This window comes from Chromobacterium sp. IRSSSOUMB001 (assembly GCF_023507765.1).
Lineage (GTDB): Bacteria > Pseudomonadota > Gammaproteobacteria > Burkholderiales > Chromobacteriaceae > Chromobacterium > Chromobacterium haemolyticum.
The window spans coordinates 1-19,373 of sequence record NZ_JALCYU010000006.1; the positions used below are offsets into that span (position 1 = coordinate 1).

19 protein-coding genes and 1 riboswitch are annotated in these 19,373 nt (G+C 62.1%); of the genes, 15 read left to right on the top strand and 4 right to left on the bottom strand.

Going from position 1 to position 19,373, the window contains the following annotated elements; genetic code table 11:
• From MOV80_RS09295 to speB, 12 genes are all read left to right on the top strand, one after another.
• Positions 1 to 663 (top strand): GspH/FimT family pseudopilin (locus MOV80_RS09295; protein WP_249605072.1); only part of this gene is annotated, 663 nt, incomplete at its 5' end.
• 2 nt (positions 664 to 665) lie between these two features.
• The gene (gene pilV, locus MOV80_RS09300) at positions 666 to 1,235 is read left to right on the top strand and encodes a type IV pilus modification protein PilV (RefSeq protein WP_052052115.1); all 570 of its coding nucleotides are present in this window, start codon (positions 666 to 668) and stop codon (positions 1,233 to 1,235) included.
• On the top strand, positions 1,232 to 1,990 hold the full coding sequence (locus MOV80_RS09305) for a PilW family protein (protein WP_249605073.1): 759 nt from the start codon (positions 1,232 to 1,234) through the stop codon (positions 1,988 to 1,990). Before pilV ends, MOV80_RS09305 begins: the two co-directional genes overlap by 4 nt.
• Positions 1,987 to 2,394 (top strand): PilX N-terminal domain-containing pilus assembly protein, encoded by a 408-nt coding sequence (locus MOV80_RS09310; RefSeq protein ID WP_019104580.1) that lies wholly within the window; start codon positions 1,987 to 1,989, stop codon positions 2,392 to 2,394. Before MOV80_RS09305 ends, MOV80_RS09310 begins: the two co-directional genes overlap by 4 nt.
• 11 nt (positions 2,395 to 2,405) lie before the next feature.
• Positions 2,406 to 6,785 (top strand): PilC/PilY family type IV pilus protein, encoded by a 4,380-nt coding sequence (locus MOV80_RS09315; protein ID WP_043592429.1) that lies wholly within the window; start codon positions 2,406 to 2,408, stop codon positions 6,783 to 6,785.
• Positions 6,786 to 6,794: 9 nt separating this feature from the next.
• The gene (locus tag MOV80_RS23430; RefSeq protein WP_019100700.1) at positions 6,795 to 7,244 is read left to right on the top strand and encodes a type IV pilin protein; all 450 of its coding nucleotides are present in this window, start codon (positions 6,795 to 6,797) and stop codon (positions 7,242 to 7,244) included.
• A gap of 293 nt (positions 7,245 to 7,537) precedes the next feature.
• The gene (rfaE2, locus tag MOV80_RS09330; protein WP_043592428.1) at positions 7,538 to 8,038 is read left to right on the top strand and encodes a D-glycero-beta-D-manno-heptose 1-phosphate adenylyltransferase; all 501 of its coding nucleotides are present in this window, start codon (positions 7,538 to 7,540) and stop codon (positions 8,036 to 8,038) included.
• A complete protein-coding gene (locus tag MOV80_RS09335) occupies positions 8,035 to 9,000 on the top strand; it encodes a biotin--[acetyl-CoA-carboxylase] ligase (protein ID WP_019100846.1) in 966 nt (321 codons plus the stop codon). The genes rfaE2 and MOV80_RS09335 overlap by 4 nt, the downstream gene beginning before the upstream one ends.
• Positions 8,997 to 9,713 carry a type III pantothenate kinase gene (locus MOV80_RS09340; protein WP_019100845.1) on the top strand — a complete coding sequence of 239 codons (717 nt, stop codon included), beginning with the start codon at positions 8,997 to 8,999 and terminating at the stop codon, positions 9,711 to 9,713. The genes MOV80_RS09335 and MOV80_RS09340 overlap by 4 nt, the downstream gene beginning before the upstream one ends.
• Positions 9,710 to 10,525, top strand: a complete 816-nt coding sequence (locus tag MOV80_RS09345) for an SPOR domain-containing protein (RefSeq protein WP_019100844.1) — start codon at positions 9,710 to 9,712, stop codon at positions 10,523 to 10,525. Before MOV80_RS09340 ends, MOV80_RS09345 begins: the two co-directional genes overlap by 4 nt.
• A 146-nt stretch (positions 10,526 to 10,671) precedes the next feature.
• Complete coding sequence (locus MOV80_RS09350) at positions 10,672 to 11,451, top strand: YoaK family protein (RefSeq protein ID WP_019100843.1); 780 nt, start codon at positions 10,672 to 10,674, stop codon at positions 11,449 to 11,451.
• A 150-nt stretch (positions 11,452 to 11,601) separates the two neighbouring features.
• Positions 11,602 to 12,567, top strand: a complete 966-nt coding sequence (gene speB / locus MOV80_RS09355; RefSeq protein WP_019100842.1) for an agmatinase — start codon at positions 11,602 to 11,604, stop codon at positions 12,565 to 12,567.
• A 31-nt stretch (positions 12,568 to 12,598) separates the two neighbouring features.
• On the opposite strand, the gene MOV80_RS09360 is transcribed toward speB, so the two are convergent.
• The 4 genes from MOV80_RS09360 to cobT form a co-directional block, all read right to left on the bottom strand.
• Positions 12,599 to 13,063 (bottom strand): GNAT family N-acetyltransferase, encoded by a 465-nt coding sequence (locus MOV80_RS09360; protein WP_019100841.1) that lies wholly within the window; start codon positions 13,061 to 13,063, stop codon positions 12,599 to 12,601.
• Between the two features lie 89 nt (positions 13,064 to 13,152).
• On the bottom strand, positions 13,153 to 13,881 hold the full coding sequence (cobS, locus tag MOV80_RS09365; protein ID WP_019100840.1) for an adenosylcobinamide-GDP ribazoletransferase: 729 nt from the start codon (positions 13,879 to 13,881) through the stop codon (positions 13,153 to 13,155).
• Positions 13,869 to 14,471 carry a histidine phosphatase family protein gene (locus MOV80_RS09370; protein WP_019100839.1) on the bottom strand — a complete coding sequence of 201 codons (603 nt, stop codon included), beginning with the start codon at positions 14,469 to 14,471 and terminating at the stop codon, positions 13,869 to 13,871. The genes cobS and MOV80_RS09370 overlap by 13 nt, the downstream gene beginning before the upstream one ends.
• Positions 14,468 to 15,511, bottom strand: coding sequence for a nicotinate-nucleotide--dimethylbenzimidazole phosphoribosyltransferase (gene cobT / locus MOV80_RS09375; RefSeq protein WP_043592424.1), 1,044 nt, complete (start codon positions 15,509 to 15,511; stop codon positions 14,468 to 14,470). The genes MOV80_RS09370 and cobT overlap by 4 nt, the downstream gene beginning before the upstream one ends.
• A gap of 149 nt (positions 15,512 to 15,660) precedes the next feature.
• A riboswitch (cobalamin riboswitch) is annotated at positions 15,661 to 15,906 on the top strand.
• 180 nt (positions 15,907 to 16,086) lie between these two features.
• Between cobT and MOV80_RS09380 the strand changes: the two genes are divergently transcribed.
• The 3 genes from MOV80_RS09380 to MOV80_RS09390 are packed head-to-tail and all read left to right on the top strand — an operon-like array spanning position 16,087 to position 19,358.
• Positions 16,087 to 17,946 carry a TonB-dependent receptor gene (locus MOV80_RS09380; protein WP_118266337.1) on the top strand — a complete coding sequence of 620 codons (1,860 nt, stop codon included), beginning with the start codon at positions 16,087 to 16,089 and terminating at the stop codon, positions 17,944 to 17,946.
• A 9-nt stretch (positions 17,947 to 17,955) separates the two neighbouring features.
• Complete coding sequence (gene cobU, locus MOV80_RS09385) at positions 17,956 to 18,489, top strand: bifunctional adenosylcobinamide kinase/adenosylcobinamide-phosphate guanylyltransferase (RefSeq protein ID WP_019101797.1); 534 nt, start codon at positions 17,956 to 17,958, stop codon at positions 18,487 to 18,489.
• Positions 18,486 to 19,358 (top strand): cobalamin-binding protein, encoded by an 873-nt coding sequence (locus MOV80_RS09390; RefSeq protein ID WP_118266339.1) that lies wholly within the window; start codon positions 18,486 to 18,488, stop codon positions 19,356 to 19,358. Before cobU ends, MOV80_RS09390 begins: the two co-directional genes overlap by 4 nt.
• Positions 19,359 to 19,373 lie beyond the last annotated feature (15 nt).

The following is a 19,373-nucleotide window of genomic DNA, read 5'->3' on the forward strand; positions in this document are numbered from 1 at the left end:
GCGCCGCCGTCCGGCGGCTCAATCCCGTTTGCCTCTCTGTTTTACCCTTTGTCTTGCTTTAGTTGCCGCTTGTCCAGCCAAGCTTGCCTGCATACTCTTCTCTATACAATCCTGAAAAACAGCTTAAGCAACGGGAATGGAATGGGCCGGCGAGCGACGTTGGGGGGCTTCACCATGGTTGAGCTATTGGTGGCCATTGCGGTGGTGGGGGTTGGCCTGGCATTGGCGGTGCCGGCGTTCAACCAATTCATCGACACGAATCGTTACCAGGCGCTGTCGCGCGCTTTGGTGGCGGACATGACCAATGCCCGTGCCGAAGCGATTCGCCGTGGCGTGCCAGTGGGTGTGTGCGCATCCACCGATGGCAGCAGTTGTTCCAATTCAGCCAGCAATTGGTCGGTGGGGTGGTTGGTTTTCGCCGATCTCGATGGTAGCGGCGCGCCTTCGAGCAGTGAAATTCTGTCAGTGCATAATCCTGGAGGCGCAGCGGTTGCTTCTAGCACGGTGGCCGGTTTTCGTTTTGCGCCTAGCGGCGAGGCAAGGGGAGCGACGGCTAGCGGCACGCGCCTGACCACCACGTTGCAGATTCAGTTTCAAAGCCAGACCACTACGGCCAGCAGTACGGTGCAGGTAGCGCCGTACGGCTTGATCAGCGGGAATTGAATATGCGAACAGGGAAGAAAGCGGAGGCCGGGTTTTCCTTGCTGGAGGTGCTGATCTCAGTGCTGGTCGTGGCGCTGGGCTTATTGGCCATGGCCGGCATGCAGCTGAAGTCTATCCGCGATTCGCATGATGCTTATATGCGCAGCCTGGCCTCGGAGTTGGCGGTGGAGGCGGCTGAGCGGGTGAGAGCGGCGACCGGCGATCAGATTTATGCCTTGAACTCCGCCAGCAATCAGATGGATTTGAATAGCGCGCTGGGATGCTACGCCTCCGGGGTGGCGACGTCGGAGTGTACGAGCAACATCGCTTCCATTCAGAACATCGCGGCGTCTGATACCGCCTATTTCGCCTCAGCGACTACCAGCATGTTCGGCTCTGGCTCTGTGCAAGTTCTGTTGAAAAAAACGGACGGCACGACGGCCAGCACCTTAAGCGCTTGCAGTTATAGCCTGGCCGGCGCTTCCGGCACAGGCACGGCCTGCCAGGTTTCAGTCAGCGTCAGTTGGCAGGAAAAAGCGGCGAGCGGCACCACGCCCATGCAAACCCAGACCTTCGAGTACCGATTCCGATGAAAACCTTGGCGATGCGCAGCCGCCATGAACGCGGCATGACCTTGATCGAGCTGATGGTGGCGTTGACGCTGGGCTTGATGGTGGTGCTGGTGGTCGGCCAGGTGTTCTATTCCAACAAGACCGTGTTTCGCAGCCAGGCGGCGCAAGCCGAGGTGCAGGAGAAGGGGCGTTTCGCCCTCCGCTGGGTATCGGAGCAATTGCGTCAGGCCGGTTATGTGGATACCACCAGGCTAGCCAATGGCCTGGCCTCCAATTTCCCCATCAGCAACCCCACGTTTGCCAGCGCGGGAACTGTGTTGCTGGAGGCGAGCGGCACTTTGAACTACCGTTTTTACGGCAATGGCGATAATAAGATCGTCGATTGCCAGGGCAGCCCAGTGGCCAGCGCGGTGATTACCAATTTTGCGATTGCCCGTACCGCCAGCGATGTGATGACTTGCACCTCGGCGGGCAGCACCAGCACGGTGCTCAGCGGGGTGAAGCAGTTGGTGCTGATGTATGGGGAGGATCTTAGTACTCCGGCAGACAATGTTCCTGATATATATCGCTCTGCTGCTAGTGTTGCCAATTGGATGAATGTTCATGTGGTTCAGGTCTGCATCCTGGTGGAGTCGGACACCCAGTACACCGCGCCCAGTGGCTATTCGGTGACCGATTGCAATGGCAGCGCTTATCCGGCGGTTGGGGTGTCCAATAATGGCAAACTGGCGCGCACTTTCCGGACGTCCATCTTCTTGCGGAACAATCTGTCATGACGGCCAAGGCACAACAGCAGGGGTTTTCATTATTGGTGGCCCTGATTTTCCTGACGGTGCTGGCGATGCTTGGTTTCGGCGCCGTGCGTTCAGCTCTGATGGAAGAAAAATTGGGCGGCAACAACCGCGAGCGGGCCATCGCCTTCATGGCCGCGGAAGTGGCGATGCGCCAGGCTGAGACTTATATCGCCACGGCGGACAATTTGCCGGCGAGCGGCACCACGGCGAGTGGCACCGTTGCGGTGTCCAATTCGGCCGCGTCCGCTACCTTTACCATCAGCTATGTCAGCACCAGCGGGGGCCGCGATTATTACCTGTTGCGGGCGACGGGTTATGGCGGCCGCAAGACCCTGTTGAACACAACCCAGACGCAATTGGAATCGGTTGTCTGGGTGGAGCAGTAAGGAGAAGGAAGATGGCGCGCATCATATTGCGAGGTTGCTTGAGTCTGATCTTGGCCTTGATCCAGGGAAGCCTGGCCTGGGCGCTGACCATTCCGACCCAGCCCCTATTGCAAAACACTTTGCAAGTGAATCCGATCAACCTGCTGGTGATGGGCAAGAGCCATAATCTGTTTGTCGCGGCTTACAACGACTATACCGATCTGGACGGTGTCGGGATGCCGGACATCGGTTACAAGCCCAAGTCCATCGACTATTACGGCTATTTCGACTCCTTCAAGTGTTACACCTACAGTTCGTCCAGCGGCGCCTTCGTCCCCTACTCCACCACGAGTGACAAGACCTGCGACGGCTCGCACTGGAGCGGGGACTTCCTCAACTACGTCACCATGTCGCGCATCGATGTGCTGCGCAAATCGCTGTATGGCGGCAAGCGGGCCAGCGCTTCGCCGGCCACCCTGATCCGCTCCAATATCCCGCTGGACGCCCATGTGTGGGGCAAGTCTTTCGGTAGCGTCATCTCGACCAGCCCCACAGTGTCCTTGGCGTCCTATATCGACACTACGCTGGGCGTGTCCAAATATGAAAACGGCGCCGGCACCACCACCAGCACCATAGCCAGCATGCTGTCGGCGGGCCGCAACATTGTCATGGTGAATATGGATAGCGGCACCTATCCCGGTACGCCGGTGCTGCGGATCGCGGCTATGGATCCGACCAAGAACGTGATGACGGACTGGGTCAGCACCGAGAGCAACGGCAAGCTTTCGCAGAACTTCACCGCCTTGACCCTGCAAGTGCGGGTTTGCGTGGCGGGTCTGCTGGAGAGCAATTGCAACCAGTACGGTAGCAATTACCTGCCCACCGGCCTGCTGCACAAATACGGCATCAGCAGTAATATGGAGTTTGGCTTGCTGACCGGTTCTTACGATTCGCCGCAGCTGGGCGGGGTGCTGCGCGACGCCATCGGCAAGTTCGGCAATGAGTTGAACAGCGACGGCACTTTCAAGGCCGGGGGGATTGCCGACATCATCGACCGCCTCAGGATCAACAAGTCCGGCTCCAGCTACGATACCTCCACCAGCGGCAGCGGCAACTGGGGCAACCCGGTGGCTACCATGTATTACGAGGGCCTGCGTTATCTGGCGGGTAAGAGTGGGCCCAAATTCATCACCGGTTCCACCTCAATCGACACCAGTACTCTGGGGTTGCCCAAGATCACTAGTTGGACCAATCCCTATAACGGCAGGGCCTGGTGCACCAAGCCCTTTGTCACAGTGATCAGCGAGGCCTTGACCTCCTACGACAGCCAGATGCCAGGTTCGCCCTGGGGTTTCTCCTACAGCAATGATTTGAGCGGGATGAACGTTAGCCAGCTGGGCAGCACGCTATGGGGCTATCAGTTTGGCAGCGGCAGCAAAAACGTGATGATAGGCGAGGTGTCCGGCGGCACCGCCGACGGCTTGCCTACCAGCAAGTCCGCCTCCAATTTCGACGTTCGCGGTTTGTCGCCGGAGGAGCCGACGCGTCAGGGTAGTTTTTACGCGGCGATGGCCGCCTATTATGCACGCACCAATATCCTGGTGACACCGACCAGCCCGCCCAGCGGCGCCACTTTGGCGCCGGTGCGCACTTTCGCGGTGGGGCTGTCCTCGCCCTTGCCCAAGATCACCGTGCCCTTGGCCGGCGGTTCGGTGACGCTGGTGCCTTTCGGCAAGGTGGTGAACGGTGCAAGCAACACCATGACCATCACCAACTTCTTCTTGACCAGCGCGGCCAGTGACGGTAGTTCTTATTCTTTTCAGGCGAACTTTGACGACAGCGAGTTCGGCAGCGACTACGACCTGGACTCGATCGCCACCTATCAGATCACCAAGGTGGGCAGCAATCAGGTGCAGGTGACGGTCAACTCCACCTATGCCGCCAGCGGCTATTGGAACCACCTCGGCTTCATCATTTCCGGTGTGCAGCCCTTGGCCGGGGCCTCTACCGAGAACAAGGCCGGTGCTTATCTGGTGGTGCGCGAGAACGATACCACCCAGAACACCGCGACCCAGTGCATTGGCACCAGCAGCGGTCAGACCGGCTATAACCCGTTGAACTATGGTCTCAGCAGCGGCTCTTGCCGCGTGTTGCCGTTGACCTTCACCGCCACCTTCACATTGGACCCCACCAAGGGCTCGACCACGTTGTTTGAGAGCCCGCTATGGTATATGGCGAAGTACGGCGGCTTCACGGACAACAAGACCAATCCCAGCAATCCCAATTCTTTCGACCCCAACAATGTCTGGCAATGGGATGCCGACGGCGACGGCAACCCCGACAATTACTCTCTGGTCAGCAACCCGTCCAAGTTGAACGCCCAGTTGGATCAGGCCTTCCAAAACATCAGCAACCAGAACGGCTCGGGCTCGGCCGGCGTGGGCAGCAAGTCCACGATTAGCGGCGACACCTATTACTACGAAGCCTCCGTCAACAGCGCGGACTGGTCCGGGGATTTGAGCGCGCGCAAGATTTTGGTCAGCGGCACCAGCCTGTCCTTGAGCAGTCCATTGTGGAACGCCAAACTGAAGGTAAACAGCGATACCGGTCGCCAGATTATTACTTCCAGCGGTGGCATCGGCGGGGGGCAGGCCTTCCAGTGGTCCAGCCTGAATACCGTGCAGCAGCAGGCTTTGCGGGCTTCGCTGACCGAGCTTAGCTCAGTGACGCAAAGCCGGCTGAACTATCTGCGGGGCAGCCCGGCGAACGAGGGCTACGGCAGCACCCAGTTCCGGCCGCGGCCCGCCACCAAGCTGGGGGATATCGTCAATTCCTCGCCGGCTTACCTCCCTGCGCCGGCGAGCGGCTCCAGCGATCCCAACTACAATACCCCTAGCTACCAGTCCTTCGTGGGGAGCAAGGGTAGTCGTTCCTCCATGGTGTACGTGGGCGCGAACGACGGCATGTTGCATGGCTTCCAGGCCACGACCGGCATGGAACTGTTGGCCTACATTCCCTCGCCGGTATTCGGCAACCTGAACCAATTGGCCAGCAACTCCTATACCCATAATTTTTATGTCGACTCGACCCCGGCCGCCGTCGACGCCCAGATCGGCACCACCTGGGGCAGCTACCTGGCCGGCGGCCTGGGCGCGGGGGGCAAGGGCCTGTATCTGCTCGATATCACCAGTCCGGACAGCTTCAGTGAAAGCAGCGCCGCTTCCATCGCCAAATGGGAATTCAACGCCACCAACGATCTGGATATGGGCTATGTGTTCGGCGCGCCTCAGATCATCAAACTCAATGACGGCAAGTGGTATGTAGTCAGCCACAATGGTTACAACAGCACCAACGGCGACGCCGCTCTGCTGATTCTGTCGCTGAACCCCAGCGTTAGCTGGATCCTGAACAGCAACTACTACAAGCTCTCCACTTTGTCCGGCACCGCGGTGTCGCCCAACGGCCTGTCCAGCATCGAGCCGGTGGACCTGGATGGCAACGGTACGATAGACGTGATCTACGCGGGGGACCTGAAGGGTAATTTGTGGAAATTCGACCTCAGTTCCAACACTCCGTCCAGTTGGAAAGTGGCGCTGAACGGCGTGCCGTTGTTTAGCGCGAAAGATGGCAGCGGCGTGGCGCAGCCCATCGTGTTGGCGCCAGTGACGGCTACCATGCCGGTTAGTAACGGGGCTACAACGGCGAGCAACACCAACCGAATGGTGATGTTCGGCACCGGCAAGTACATTGAAAGCTGCGACAAGACCAGCAGCTGCAGCCCGGAATCCAACAGCCACAGCGTGTACGGCATTTGGGACTGGGGCGCGCCGGTCTGCGATCGCCGCCTGTTGTTGCAACAGACGCTGTCCACCAATGTGATCAGCGGCACCACATACCGGCAGGCCACCAATACTTCGATCAGTTGGAAAGACTACACGCTGGCCAGCGCGACGGCGAACCTGAGCTGCTCGACGCAATACAGCTCGATCGGTACCACCTCCGGCAAGCTGGGCTGGTACGAGGATTTGAACATCAGCGGCGAGCGGGTGGTGGGGATGTTGAATTATTATTCGAAGACGCTGGAATACCAGACCTACATCCCCTCTTCGGATAGCAGCGACATTTGCACGCCCAAGGACGCCGCCTATATTCTGCGGGTGCAGTACGACAACGGCGGCGCCGGGATCAAGCCCAAGCTGGCGGACACCGTGGCGCAGACGACGGACTCCTCCGGCAGCTACAAGCCCATCATCGGCAAGCAGATGGGCGGTTCGCTAGGCACCACCGATTTTGTCCTGAGCGGCAAGGTCTTTTCACTGTCCAGCAGCACCACGGGCAGCACCTCGATCACGGGCTGGAACCTGGGGCGCAGCTGGAAGCGGGTCACTTGGCGCGAACTGACCAATAACTGAGGGCGGGGAATGAAACATCGCAATAAGCGGACACGGCGCACGCAGCGCGGCTTTACCTTGATAGAGCTGATCATCGTGGTGGCCATCGTCGGGATTTTGGCCAGCATCGCCTTGCCGGCGTACACCAACTATGTGCAGCGCACCTATCGGGCCGAAGCGCAGACCGAGTTGCAAGCCATTGCCCAGGCGCAGGAAAAATACTTCACGCTCAATAACGGTTATGCGTCCACGCTGACTGCGCTGGGCTATGCGTCCTCCAGCATCAGCAGCCAGGACAGCCGCTACACCATCACCATGGGCGACCTGAGCGCCTCCGCCACGCTGGCCAATGGCCAGGGGTATTCGCTGCAGGCGGCGCCGGCCGGGGGACAGGTGGGGGAGAGCTGCGGCACGTTAAGCCTGAACAGCTTGGGCAGCAAAGGGGCAGCCAGCGGCACGGTCAGTAACTGCTGGCGTTGATATGCTGTGTAAAGTCTCGCGAGCCAGAGCGGGGCGCAGGGGGAAAACGACGGAGAAAATGGAGTGTACGCATGGCGTACCAGCATGTCGAAGCGGGTTCAACACCCTTGCCTAACTATCCCGCCGAAGCGGAGCAGGTATTGAGCGGGTTCTGAGGGCGAAACGAGACAGCCTCGCGTCGGAGTGCGCTGCGTGGCTAGCGGCAGCGGTGGGGGGCTGTGGTATCCTTCGCAACTTGATGTCCGTGGGGGACGTGTCCGCCCATGAACGATTGCCGAGTTTGAAGGAAGCCGATGTCCTACCCGACGCCTTTGTTCGAAAATAAAGTCTGCACCCAGGAACAGCTGGCGGACAAGCTGGCGGCCTTGCCGCGCCCCATTGTTTTTACCAACGGCTGCTTCGATATCCTGCACCGCGGGCATGTGACCTATCTGGCGCAGGCGCGCGCCTTGGGCGCCAGCCTGGTGCTGGGTCTGAACACCGATGCTTCGGTGCGCCGCCTGGGCAAGGGCGACGACCGGCCCATCAATCATCAGGAAGACCGAGCGGCGGTATTGGCCGCGCTGGAAAGCGTGAGCCTGGTGATCTGTTTCGACGAAGACACCCCGGCGCAATTGATCGAGCTGGTTCGCCCCGACGTGTTGGTCAAAGGCGGCGACTGGACACCGGATAAAATCGTCGGCAGCGCCGAGACGCTGGCGCGAGGCGGCTCGGTGCATTCCATACCTTTCCTGTTTGATACTTCCACTACTGCTACTCTGCATAAGATTCGGGCCAACGAGGCCAAGCAGTGAGCGAGCACGCTTTCGCGGTGTTGCGCCATCTCGCTGACGGCCGCTTCCATTCAGGCGAGGACATCGCCGGCGAATTGGGGTGTTCCCGCACCCTGGTCTGGCAGGCCGTGCGCGTCATCCAGCAGGACTTGGGTGTTACCGTTTTCAGCGTGCGGGGCCAAGGCTATCGCTTGGTGGCACCGTTTGAGTGGTTGGACGTGGCGGCTATCCGCGATGGCCTGGACGAAGCGGCCGCGGACACCTTCACGCTGGCGGTGGCGGAGCGTACGGACTCCACCAATTCCCAACTGTTGGCACGCGCCGCCAGCGGCGGCTTGCACGGCTTGGTGTTGGCGACGGAGTTGCAAACCGCCGGCCGGGGCCGGCTGGGGCGACGTTGGCAGGCTCGGCTGGGCTCGGGCCTGACCTTCTCCCTGCTGTGGCGTTTCGACCGCGGCCTGTCCCAGTTGGCAGGCCTGTCCTTGGCGGTGGGGGTGGCTTTGGCGCGGACGTTGCGGCGCTTGGGCGCGCCGGTGGCCTTGAAGTGGCCGAACGATGTGTTGCTGAACGAACGCAAGCTGGCCGGCATCCTGATCGAGCTGTCCGGCGATGCGCTGGGGCCGACCGCGGTGGTGATCGGCGTCGGCATGAATGTGAGCGATCCGGGCGAAGTGGACCAGCCGGTGGCCTGTTTGGCCGAGGCTGGCGTCAAGCTGCCGCGCAGCGCGCTGCTGGCGGAGCTGCTGAACGAATTGCACCGCGTGCTGAGCGATTTCGACCGCCATGGCTTCATGCCCTTGCGTCAAGAGTGGATGAGTTTGTCCGCGCATCAGGACGCGCCGGTTTGTCTGAGTTTTTCCCATGGCGAGCCGGTACAGGGCGTGGCGCGCGGGGTGGCCGAAAGCGGCGCGCTGCTGGTGGACACCGCTGACGGGATGAAAACCTATCACGCCGGCGAGGTCAGTTTGAGGAAACTGGCATGAAGTTGTTGATCGACGCCGGTAATAGCCGGGTCAAATGGGCGGTGCATGATGGCCGTGGCTGGTTGGTGCAGGGCGCGGTGGAGCATGGCGAGATCGCCAGCCTGGCCGAAGTCTGGCGGCAATGGCCGATTATGACCGCCTGGGGCGCGTCGGTGGCGCGGGACGAGGTGGCGCAAGCCTTGGCGGCGGCGACGCCCTGCCCCTTGCGCTGGGTGCGCGCGGAGGCTGGTTTCGGCGATGTGCGCAATGCTTACCGCAACCCTGCCGAGCAGGGCGCCGATCGCTGGCTGGCGGTGCTGGCCGCGAGGCAACTGCATCAGGGAGATGTGATCGTCGCCTGCGCTGGCACTGCCTTGACTGTGGAGGCTTTGACGGCGGAGGGCGAATATCTGGGCGGGTTGATTGTGCCCGGGTTGAATCTGATGTTGAGCAGCCTGGCGCGCAATACCGCCAATTTGAACCGCGCCGTCGGCGTGGTGACGCCATTCCCGCAAGGAACCGAAGACGCCTTGGCCAGCGGCGCGGTATACGCGCTGACCGGTGCGGTGGAAGCGCAGCGCCGGCAATTGCAAGCCCATACCGGACGCGCTCCGGTGCGGGTGTTGCTGACAGGCGGCGACGCCGCGAGGTTGGCGCCTTGGCTCGCCGGGCCGGTCGAGATCGTGGATAATCTGGTGTTATTGGGCTTATTAAGAGTGGCCGACGAAAAATGAAGTGGTTTCTAGTTTTGGTCGTGGTGCTGAATTTGTTGGTGGCGATGTATGGCTCGTTCAAGCAGCGTCCGCCGGCGGATGTGCGGGCGCAGGAAGTGAGCCCGGAGTTGGTCAAACTGCTGCCGGCCAACTGGAAGCCGAACACCGCCTCCGCGCCGGCCGCGTCCGCTTCTGCGGCGGAGCCTTTGCGCGAATCCTCCGCGCCCAAGGCGGACCAGCCCGCAGCGCCCAAGAAAGCTCTGGAAGCGTCCGCGCCGAAAACGCCGACGGCCAAAGCCGAAGCTGCCAAGTCCGAACCAGGCAAAGCGGACGCCAAGTCCGAAGCGGCCAAGCCGGCGGAAACCGCCGCGGTTTGCTTGCAATGGGGGCCGCTGGACGAGAAGCTGCTGGCCAGAGTCAAGGGCGGCGTGCCGCAACTCAAGCTCAAGGCCGGTCAGATGAGCGAGGCCAGCAAGGAAGAAACCGGCGGCGGCGGCCGCTTCTGGGTTTACTACCCCCCGCTGGCGACTCAGGCGGAGACCTCGACTCTGTCATCGGAGCTGAAGGGCAAGGGTTTTGACAACTACATCGTCAAGAGCGTCGATTTCAAAGGCCACCTGTCGCTGGGCCTGTTTGGCAAGGAAGAGGCGGCCAAGGGTTTGGCCGCGCGACTGAAGGCGGCGGGCTACGACAAGGCGCTGGTACAGCAAAAGGGGCAGAAGGCGAGCAAGACCACGCTGAGCTTCAAGACGCTGGACGCGCAGCAGGCCGACAAGCTAAAGGCGCTGCAAAAGCGGCTGACCCCGGGAATCGGCCTGAAATCCTGCGGATGAGGCGGCTAGTCTTGATCTGACTGCTTGCCAGCGCCGACGCGGCGATGCACTATCAAGCATCGCCCGCGGCAGGGCGCAGGCGCAGTGTCTTCATTTCTCAGATAGCGGCGGCCATTGGCCGCCGTTGTTCATTCTGTCAGCAGGATATGTCCAGACGAACCAACATCACCCGGCTGTTGGACCGGGGCCGTTTCAACGACCACACCTTGCGGCATTTGGGATGGTCCATGGCCTTCATCGCCGGCGCGCTCAACGCCGGCGGCTTCCTCGCCGTGCACCGCTACACCTCGCACATGTCCGGGATCGTGTCCGGCATGGCCGACGAGTTTGCGCTGGGCGAGGTGACATTGGGCTTGTCCCTGCTGGTGATGCTGCTGTGCTTCATCGCCGGCGCCATGCACAGCTCCTGGCTGATTCTTTGGGCGCGCCGGCAGCGGCTGCGCGGCGGCTACGGCGTCTCCATGATGGAGGAGGCCGGCCTGCTGCTGTTGTTTGGCTTGCTGGGGGCCGCGCTCTCTTTGCACAAGGGCTTTTTCACTCCGTTAACCGTGATGCTGCTCTGCTTCATCATGGGCATGCACAACACCATCGTTACCAAGCTATCCGGCGGTCTGTTGCGCAGTACCCACATGACCGGCATCGCCACCGACATCGGCATCGAACTGGCCAAGCTCAGTTACTACGGCCGTAAAAGCATGCCCAAGGTCAAGGACGTGCGCGCCAACCGCGTCAAACTGCGCACTTATTTGCTAATCCTGCTGTCGTTTTTCGGTGGCGGCGTGGTGGGCGCGCTGGGCTTCAAGCATATGGGATACAGCTTCACCCTGCCGCTGGCGCTGCTCTTGTTTTTGCTGGGCTTGCGTCCGGTCTGGTACGACGTTCGGCTGCGCTTCCGGTTATGGCGCATCCAGCTGGAAAGCCATTGATTCGATTGGCTCTTGTGCGGGCGCGCGCATCGCGGCAAACTCCGGGGTTCCGCCCCAAGGGGGGCGGCAGCCTCAAGCCGTCGGCTGTGCAAGATGGACGGTAATCGTCGGGACGCCTGAGCCCGGCGTACTCTCTCGCGGAGAGTATTCATGAGCGAAACCATTTTCGGCGACGGCGCGATCCGCCGTCAGGGCCTATACGGCTCTTCCATTGAAAACACCTATGCCGGCGTGCTGTCCTTCATGCGCCGCAACTACAGCCGCGATCTGACCGGCGCCGACGTGGTGGTGTCCGGCATTCCGCTGGACTTGTCCACCACGTTCCGCTCCGGCGCGCGGCTGGGCCCGCAAGCTATCCGCGCCGCCAGCGTGCAGCTGGCCGAGTTGAGCCCCTTCCCCTGGGGCTTCAATCCCTTCGACGACCTGGCCGTGATCGACTACGGCGATTGCTGGTTCGACGCGCATAATCCGTTGACCATCAAGCCCTCCATCATCGAACACGCGCGCACCATCCTGGCCTCCGGCGCCAAGATGCTGACTTTTGGCGGCGACCACTTCATCACCTACCCGTTGCTGATCGCGCACGCCGAGAAATACGGCAAACCGCTGGCGCTGCTGCACTTCGACGCTCACTGCGATACCTGGCCGGACGACGAGCCGGACAGCCTGAATCACGGCACCATGTTCTACAAGGCGGTGAAAGAGGGTTTGGTCGATCCTGAGAAATCGGTGCAAGTGGGCATTCGTACCTGGAACGACGACTTCATGGGCATGAACGTGCTGGACGCGCCCTGGGTACACGATAACGGAGTGGATGCCACCATCGCGCGCATCAAGGAAGTCATCGGCGACAGCCCGGTCTACTTGACCTTCGACATCGACTGTCTGGACCCGGCGTTCGCGCCTGGCACCGGAACCCCGGTGCCAGGCGGCCTCAGCAGCGCCCAGGCCTTGAAGATCGTCCGCAACCTAGGCGATCTGAACATCGTCGGCATGGACGTGGTGGAAGTCGCGCCCGCTTACGACAACAGCGAATTGACCGCTATCGCCGCCGCGCATTTGGCCTGTGATATGCTGTGCCTGATGCGCAATAAAAAGCTGGCCGGCACGCTTTGAACCGTTGACGCATACAAGAACGCCGCTCTCATCAAGCGGCGTTTTTATTTGCGCGGAACCAGGACCAGGCGCGTGTCGGCTGCGCCGCTGGCTCGCGCAGCAGCTCCATATAGCGTTCTCCATCGCGTAGCTCGGTGAAGCCCAGCCGGCGGTAGAAGGGGCGCGCGTCGCGCGACACCAGTAGGAATCGCCGCAGTTGCTGTAGATCGGGGTGGGACAGCGCTGCCTCCATCAAAGCGCGCCCGACGCCTAGACGGCGGGCCTCGGCCAGTACGAACACATCGGATAGATAAGCGAAGCTGACGTAGTCAGTGACGATGCGAGCAAAGCCCAGTTGCCGCTGCCCGCTGTAGGCGCCGAACACCAAAGAGTGCTCGATGGCCTTGTCCAACTGCGTCCGAGTCAGGTTTTGCGCCCAGTGAGTCTGGGCCAGGAAGCGCAGAATCATGTCGCGGTCCAGCCGGCCGCGCTCGCAGCTGATCTCCAGGTGGGCCATGGCGGCTCCGTGCGATGAAGACGCCGCCAGTATCCGCGCGGGGCATCTCCGCCGGATGACAGGGAAATGGCGGAATCTTTACTGCGTAGCTAGAGTGTTGGCCAGCGGACCGTCAGCAGCAGCAAGAGGCCGATTTCGCACAGCTCTATACCCGCACCCAGGCAGTCTCCCGTCATGCCGCCCAGCTTGCGCAATAGGAAGCGACGCCAAGCCAGCGCCGCTAACGGAGCCAACAATAAGGATGGGGCCAGCCAGGCCGACAGCCCTGCCAGCAGCGTCGCGTTGACGGCCAGGCTGGGCCAGTGGCGGCTCCAGGCGAAGCGCTCGCCGTTGCCGGGGGCGAGCGCCGGCAGGCTGGCGGACCAGTACACGGCAAAACAGCGACACCAGGCGGGAATCAGCAGCAGGCCCCAAGCCGGTGCCGATTGTTTGGCCAGCAGCATCAGCAAGACCAGTTTGGCGACGATGGCCAGGATCAACGCCAGCGCGCCGAAGCTGCCGACGTGAGGGTCTTTCAGCACTTCAAAGAAACGCTCGCGCGAGCGGTGCGCCGCGCCCAGCGCGTCGGCGAGATCGCCCAGGCCATCCAAGTGCAGGCCGCCAGTGACCCAGGCCCACATCAACAGCGCCAACAGCGCCGCCAGCCAGGGGTCGCTCAGGCGGCCCAGGCTTAGCGCCGCTAGCAGCAGCGCGCCGACGATCAGGCCCACCGCGGCGAACCAGCGCGCGCTGTCTGCCAGCCACTCCTGTTTGAATTCGCGCAGTTGAGGTGTGGGCAGGCGGGTTAGGAATTGCAGCGCCAGAATCAGTCCGCGCACGGGGCTTCCAGACGCATCAGGTAGGCCGGATGTCCTTCCAGGATGGACAATTGGGCAAAGCCGCCGCGCTGCACCGTCATCAGCTTGGCTACCGAGAAATCCGCGCCCAGCAGTTCCGCCAGCAAGGTGGTGATGACGCCGCCGTGGGTGACCAGCACCCGGTGGCTGCCGTTGGCCGTCGTCATCCATTCGGACAGGCCGGCTAGCACCCGAGTGCGGAAAGCTTCGTAGGGCTCGCCGCCGGGCGGCGTCAGTTCGCCGGCGGCCAGTTTGGCGCGCCAGTCCGGATAGCGTTGCGCCAGAACCTGTACGTCCATGCAGTCCCAGTCGCCGAAGTCCATTTCAGCGAACCGCGGGTCCACTTTCAGCGTCAGCGAGCCATGCAAGGCGTGCCGGACCGCGAACTCGCGGCAGCGCTGCAAGGGCGAACTGGCCATCGCCGTTACCGGCGCCAGCGCGCAAATGCGCTGCCAACTTTGCGCCATTTGTATGTGCCCCGTAGCGTTTAGCGGCAAATCGCTGCTGCCGATCAAACGGCCGTCATGGTCGATTTCGCCGTGGCGCAGCAGGGTCAGCGTGTAGGGGTTCATTCCGCTTTCCCGGTGATGCCTGCCTCGGCGAAGGTGGCCATCTCGTTATGCAGGCGGATGGCCATTTGCAGCAAGGGCACGCACAGCGCGGCGCCGGAGCCCTCGCCCAGATGCATGCCCAGGTCCAGCACCGGCTCCAGCTTCAGCGCGTGCAGCGCCAGAAGGTGGCCGGTTTCCTCCGAGCGATGGCTGGCCAGCAGCCAATCTCCCACGCGCGGCTCCAGCGCCTGCGCGCACAGCGCGGCGGCGCTGGCAATGAAGCCGTCCACCAGCGCCGGCGCGCCTTGCGCGGCGCTTTCCAGGTAGAAGCCGGCCATGGCGGCGATTTCCAGGCCGCCCAGTTCGGCCAGGGTTTCCAGGGCGGACAACTCGCGGCCGACGACCCGGGCCAGCGCGGCGCGTACCACTTGGCGCTTGGTTTCCAGACCGGCCTCGTTCAGGCCGGTGCCGCGGCCGACAATGCGTTCCGGTGATAAGCCGGCCAGCCTGCAGATCAGCGCGGCGGACGCAGTGGTGTTGCCTATGCCCATGTCGCCGGCGATCAGCAGGTTGGCGCCGCCGGCCAAGGCGCGGTGTGCGGCCTGGCGGCCCACCTCCAGCGCGGCTTCGGCCTGCGCCGGCGTCATCGCGGCCTCCCTGGCCAGATTGCCGGTGCCGGCCCGCACTTTGGCGTGGACGATGGGCAGCGCGGAGACGTCGCTGAGCACGCCGGCGTCCACCACCTCCAGGCGCGCGTCCAGACTTTGCGCCAGCACACAGATAGCCGCGCCGCCGTTGGCGAAATTGCGCACCATCTCGCCGGTTACCACCGATGGATAGGCGGACACGCCTTCCGCCGTCACGCCGTGATCGCCGGCGAACACCGTGATGGCCGGCCGCAGCGCGTCCGGGCAGACCTTGCCCTGCCAGGCGGCGAAGCGGCAGGCCAGCTCTTCCAGCCTGCCCAGGCTGCCCGCCGGCTTGGTGAGTGTAGCCTGGCGGGCGAGGGCGGCCTGGTAGGCGGCGAAATCGGGTGAGCGAAAGGTATCGATGAATGTCATGAGATGGCCAACTCCAGCCTGGATGAGAGAGTGATTCAGCGGCGACTTTAAGCGATAGCCTGCCACCGGGGCAACCCGCAGCCGGTGGACGATTTGATCCTAACTAAACATATTTCTTTTGGCGCCATCCCGTCGGGATGCTCTCCGGTATAATCCGGAACCTAGCAGGTGTCCGCGGCTCAAGCGCCGCGGATGAAACGGGAAGCCGGTGCAAGACCGGCGCTGCCCCCGCAACGGTAAGGCCTGGCGTGTGAAGCTGTTCAACCGAGTCGCGCTCGACGCGCGAGGCGTTGAACCTCAACGCCCAGGCGATGCAACGGCCACTGTCCATCGGATGGGAAGGCGCATCGCCGCAAGGCCGAGCCCGGAGACCGGCCTGCTGGCATGCGCGATCATGGAAACCACACTCGCGCCCGCCCAATGGCCGCCCGGAAGGCGGCCGCACTGGAGTATCGCGGGGAGGCGATCCGACAGACGGCCCGGCGTCCTGCCGCGGCGTCCCCCTTTTTATGCCTTCTTCGCACTCTTCCTAACCATGCCGCCGCGGCGGCCAGATTCGATGTGGAGTGTGTTTCATGTTCAAACCCCAACAATGCGCGTTGCTGGTCTCGCTGGTCTCGCTGGCCTGCTCCGGCCAGGCCTATGCCGCCAATGTGCCCGAGTTCGCCGGGGATCCGGTAGTGGTGACGGCGGGTCGCGTGGCGCAATCGCTGTCGCGCACGCTAGCCGATGCGACCGTGGTCACGCGCGAGGAAATCGAAGAAAGCGGGGCGCAAACCCTGCAACAAGTGTTGTCGCGTCAAGCGGCTGTTTCTATCGCCAGCAATGGCGGCCCTGGCAGCGCCAGCAGCATCTATATCCGCGGCAACAAGGATAGCCATACGGTGGTGCTGGTGGACGGCGTGCGAATTTATTCCGCCACGCTCGGTACCACGACGATTCAGAATATTCCATTGGCCCAGATCGAGCGCATTGAAATTCTGCGCGGGCCTGCGTCCAGTTTATACGGCGCAGATGCCATTGGCGGGGTGATTCAGATCTTCACTCGCAAAGGCGAGGGCGAGCCACGATGGAACGCGGGGGTGGAGTTTGGCAGCCGAGGCACAGGCAAGCTAAGCGCCGGCGTAGCGGGAAAGTCGGGGAGTACCGCTTATAGTCTGCAGTTCTCGCATGCTCAGTCCGATGGTTTTTCGGCGACGAATTCACGCAACACGGATTACTACAACCCGGACAACGACGGGTATCGCAATGATAGTTACGCCGCTAGCTTGACGCAGACCTTGTCGCCTGGCCATGACTTGACCGTGCGTCTATTCCAGACCTTCGCTGAGGCTGACATTGACTATACCAATGCGTGGAAGGGGCAAGATCGCTCCAAGTCGCGCCTGACTGGGCAGAGCGTTGAATCAAAAAATCGCTTCAATGACGTTTGGACCAGCACTCTGCGTTTTGCTCGCAGTCAAGATAAGTCCGAGGAGTTCCATAACGGTGATTTCGATCGGCGCACCAGCTTTTTCCAGACTACGCAGAACGAATGGCAGTGGCAGAATGATCTGAGTACCAAGCTTGGCGTATTTATTCTGGGCGCTTCTCATTTGGATCAGAAAATCGCTAGTGATGGCACTTATACCAAGAACAGCCGAACCACCAATGCCGGATTCGTGAGCTACCAGTTGGAGTTGGGCAAGCATCTTCTGCAAGCTAGCCTTCGAAACGATCATGATGATCAATTTGGGGGGAAAATGACCGGTAAAGCCGGTTATGGCTATCGTTTCGCCGATGGTTGGCTTGCGCGTGTAGGTTATGGCACAGGGTATAAAGCACCGTCCTTTAACGATCTGTACTATCCAGACAGCGGCAACCCCAATCTAAAGCCGGAGAGTTCAAAGAATACAGAACTGGCCCTGCAATACCGAAAAGATGGCCGTTCGGCTAGCTTGACCCTATTTCAGAACAAAGTGGAGCAGTTGATTCAGTGGGCACAAACTAATCCCGCTGATTCCAATTCATGGCGCCCGAGCAATGTGGATCGCGCAACGATCCGGGGGCTGTCATTGGAGGCGGCGGCCCAATGGCTCAGCATCGACTGGCAAGGTAATTTGACGTTGATGGATGCACGAGACGATAAGACAGGCAGTTGGTTGGCGAACCGGCCGCGCCAGAGTGCTAGCGTCTCCGCCGCCAAGCAGTGGGAAAAATGGACGCTGGGAGCGGAGCAGCAAGTCGCGTCGCGCCGAGCGGGAGATGCGACTAATTCGGAGGCCAAAGCGCTGCACGGTTACGGCGTGACCAATTTTTTTGCCAATTATCGTTTTGCCAAAAATTGGACTGCCACGGCTCGAGCGGACAATCTGTTCAATCGCGAATATGAAACTGCTTATGGGTACAACACCGGCGGACTGGGTGTTTTCCTTGGGGTTCGTTTCAGTCAGTAAGGAATTCCCATGCCCCACCTGATCACCGGCGGCGCGCGCAGCGGCAAGAGCCGCTACGCCGAATCCCTGGCCCTGGCTCATCCCGGCCCGGTTTGCTATCTGGCCACGGCGGAGCTGCGCGGCGGCGACGCCGAGTTCGCCGCCCGCGTCGAGCATCATCGCCGGAGGCGTCCGGCACAGTGGTCGCAAGCGGAGGCCGGTCGTGGGCTGGCCGCTGAGTTGTTGCGCCATGACATAGTGAGCGGCCTGCTGCTGATAGATTGCCTGGGCATGTGGCTGATGCGCTTTTTCGACGAGGACGGCGATTTCGACGCCGCCGGTTTCGAACAGGAGCGTGCCGAGCTGCTGGCCGCGCTGGAGCAGGCGAGGGGCGAGGTGTTGCTGGTCAGCAATGAAATCGGCTGGGGCGTGGTGTCGGTCAATGCCCAGACTCGTTGCTTTGTCGACGAGTTGGGACGTTTGAACCAAGCGGTGGCGGCGGTCTGTCGGCGGGTGACGTTGGTGGCCTGCGGCTTGCCGCTGGTGTTGAAAGGAGAGGCATGAGGCGGTTATTGGGTTTGACGCTGCTGTTGAGCGCGCTGCAGGCGACGGCGGCGGTCAGCGTTCAGGACGGCAGCGGACAGACCATCACGTTGGCGCAGCCGGCGCAAAGGATTTTGACCCTGGTGCCGCACGCCACGGAAATGTTGTACGCGATCGGCGCCGGCGACAAGCTGGTGGCCACGGTGGAGTATAGCGACCACCCGGACGCCGCCAAGCGCTTGCCGCGGGTGGGCAGCTTCACCGGCTTCAGCCTGGAGGAGGTCATGCGCCAGCGGCCGGACCTGGTGGTGGCCTGGCGCGACGGCGGAGCGCCGCGTGAACTGGAGCGTTTGCGCGGCCTGGGCATTCCCGTTTATCTGAGCCACCCCTTGCAGCCGGACGACGTGGCCAAGGAAATGCTGGCGCTGGGGCGGCTGGCCGGCGCGGATGGGAGCTCCGCCAAGGCGGCGGCAGGCTATCGCCAGCGCTTGGCGGACCTACGCCAGCGTTATGGCGCGCGCGCGCCGGTGAGGGTGTTCTACCAAGTCAGCCAGACGCCCATCTTCACCGTCAGCGACCAAAGCTTCATGGGGCCGTTGATTCGCCTGTGCGGCGGCGTCAATGTGTTTGGCGATGTCCGGCAACCTGCGCCGCAAGTGTCCGCCGCCACTGTGGTGGCGGCGCGTCCGCAGGCGATTCTGACCGGAGACGAAGCCAGCCTGCGGATGTGGCGTCGTTGGCAAACGCTGCCGGCGGTGGCCAAAAACGCGCTGTTCGCCCTGCCGGGCGACGCCATGGTCGTGCCCGGCCCGCGGCTGGTGGACGGCGCGGAGGCCTTGTGTCTCGCGCTGGACACAGCGCGGCAGCGGCTGGGTTTGACGGCCAAGTGAGCGCCGGCTATCCTC

Bases quoted from the DNA above. Each gene is read 5' to 3' on its own strand.
- pilV (WP_052052115.1), top strand. From the start codon at position 666: ATGCGAACAGGGAAGAAAGCGGAGGCCGGGTTTTCCTTGCTGGAGGTG.
- MOV80_RS09305 (WP_249605073.1), top strand. From the start codon at position 1,232: ATGAAAACCTTGGCGATGCGCAGCCGCCATGAACGCGGCATGACCTTG.
- MOV80_RS09310 (WP_019104580.1), top strand. From the start codon at position 1,987: ATGACGGCCAAGGCACAACAGCAGGGGTTTTCATTATTGGTGGCCCTG.
- MOV80_RS09315 (WP_043592429.1), top strand. From the start codon at position 2,406: ATGGCGCGCATCATATTGCGAGGTTGCTTGAGTCTGATCTTGGCCTTG.
- MOV80_RS23430 (WP_019100700.1), top strand. From the start codon at position 6,795: ATGAAACATCGCAATAAGCGGACACGGCGCACGCAGCGCGGCTTTACC.
- rfaE2 (WP_043592428.1), top strand. From the start codon at position 7,538: ATGTCCTACCCGACGCCTTTGTTCGAAAATAAAGTCTGCACCCAGGAA.
- MOV80_RS09340 (WP_019100845.1), top strand. From the start codon at position 8,997: ATGAAGTTGTTGATCGACGCCGGTAATAGCCGGGTCAAATGGGCGGTG.
- MOV80_RS09345 (WP_019100844.1), top strand. From the start codon at position 9,710: ATGAAGTGGTTTCTAGTTTTGGTCGTGGTGCTGAATTTGTTGGTGGCG.
- MOV80_RS09350 (WP_019100843.1), top strand. From the start codon at position 10,672: ATGTCCAGACGAACCAACATCACCCGGCTGTTGGACCGGGGCCGTTTC.
- speB (WP_019100842.1), top strand. From the start codon at position 11,602: ATGAGCGAAACCATTTTCGGCGACGGCGCGATCCGCCGTCAGGGCCTA.
- MOV80_RS09360 (WP_019100841.1), bottom strand. From the start codon at position 13,063: ATGGCCCACCTGGAGATCAGCTGCGAGCGCGGCCGGCTGGACCGCGAC.
- MOV80_RS09370 (WP_019100839.1), bottom strand. From the start codon at position 14,471: ATGAACCCCTACACGCTGACCCTGCTGCGCCACGGCGAAATCGACCAT.
- cobT (WP_043592424.1), bottom strand. From the start codon at position 15,511: ATGACATTCATCGATACCTTTCGCTCACCCGATTTCGCCGCCTACCAG.
- MOV80_RS09380 (WP_118266337.1), top strand. From the start codon at position 16,087: ATGTTCAAACCCCAACAATGCGCGTTGCTGGTCTCGCTGGTCTCGCTG.
- cobU (WP_019101797.1), top strand. From the start codon at position 17,956: ATGCCCCACCTGATCACCGGCGGCGCGCGCAGCGGCAAGAGCCGCTAC.
- MOV80_RS09390 (WP_118266339.1), top strand. From the start codon at position 18,486: ATGAGGCGGTTATTGGGTTTGACGCTGCTGTTGAGCGCGCTGCAGGCG.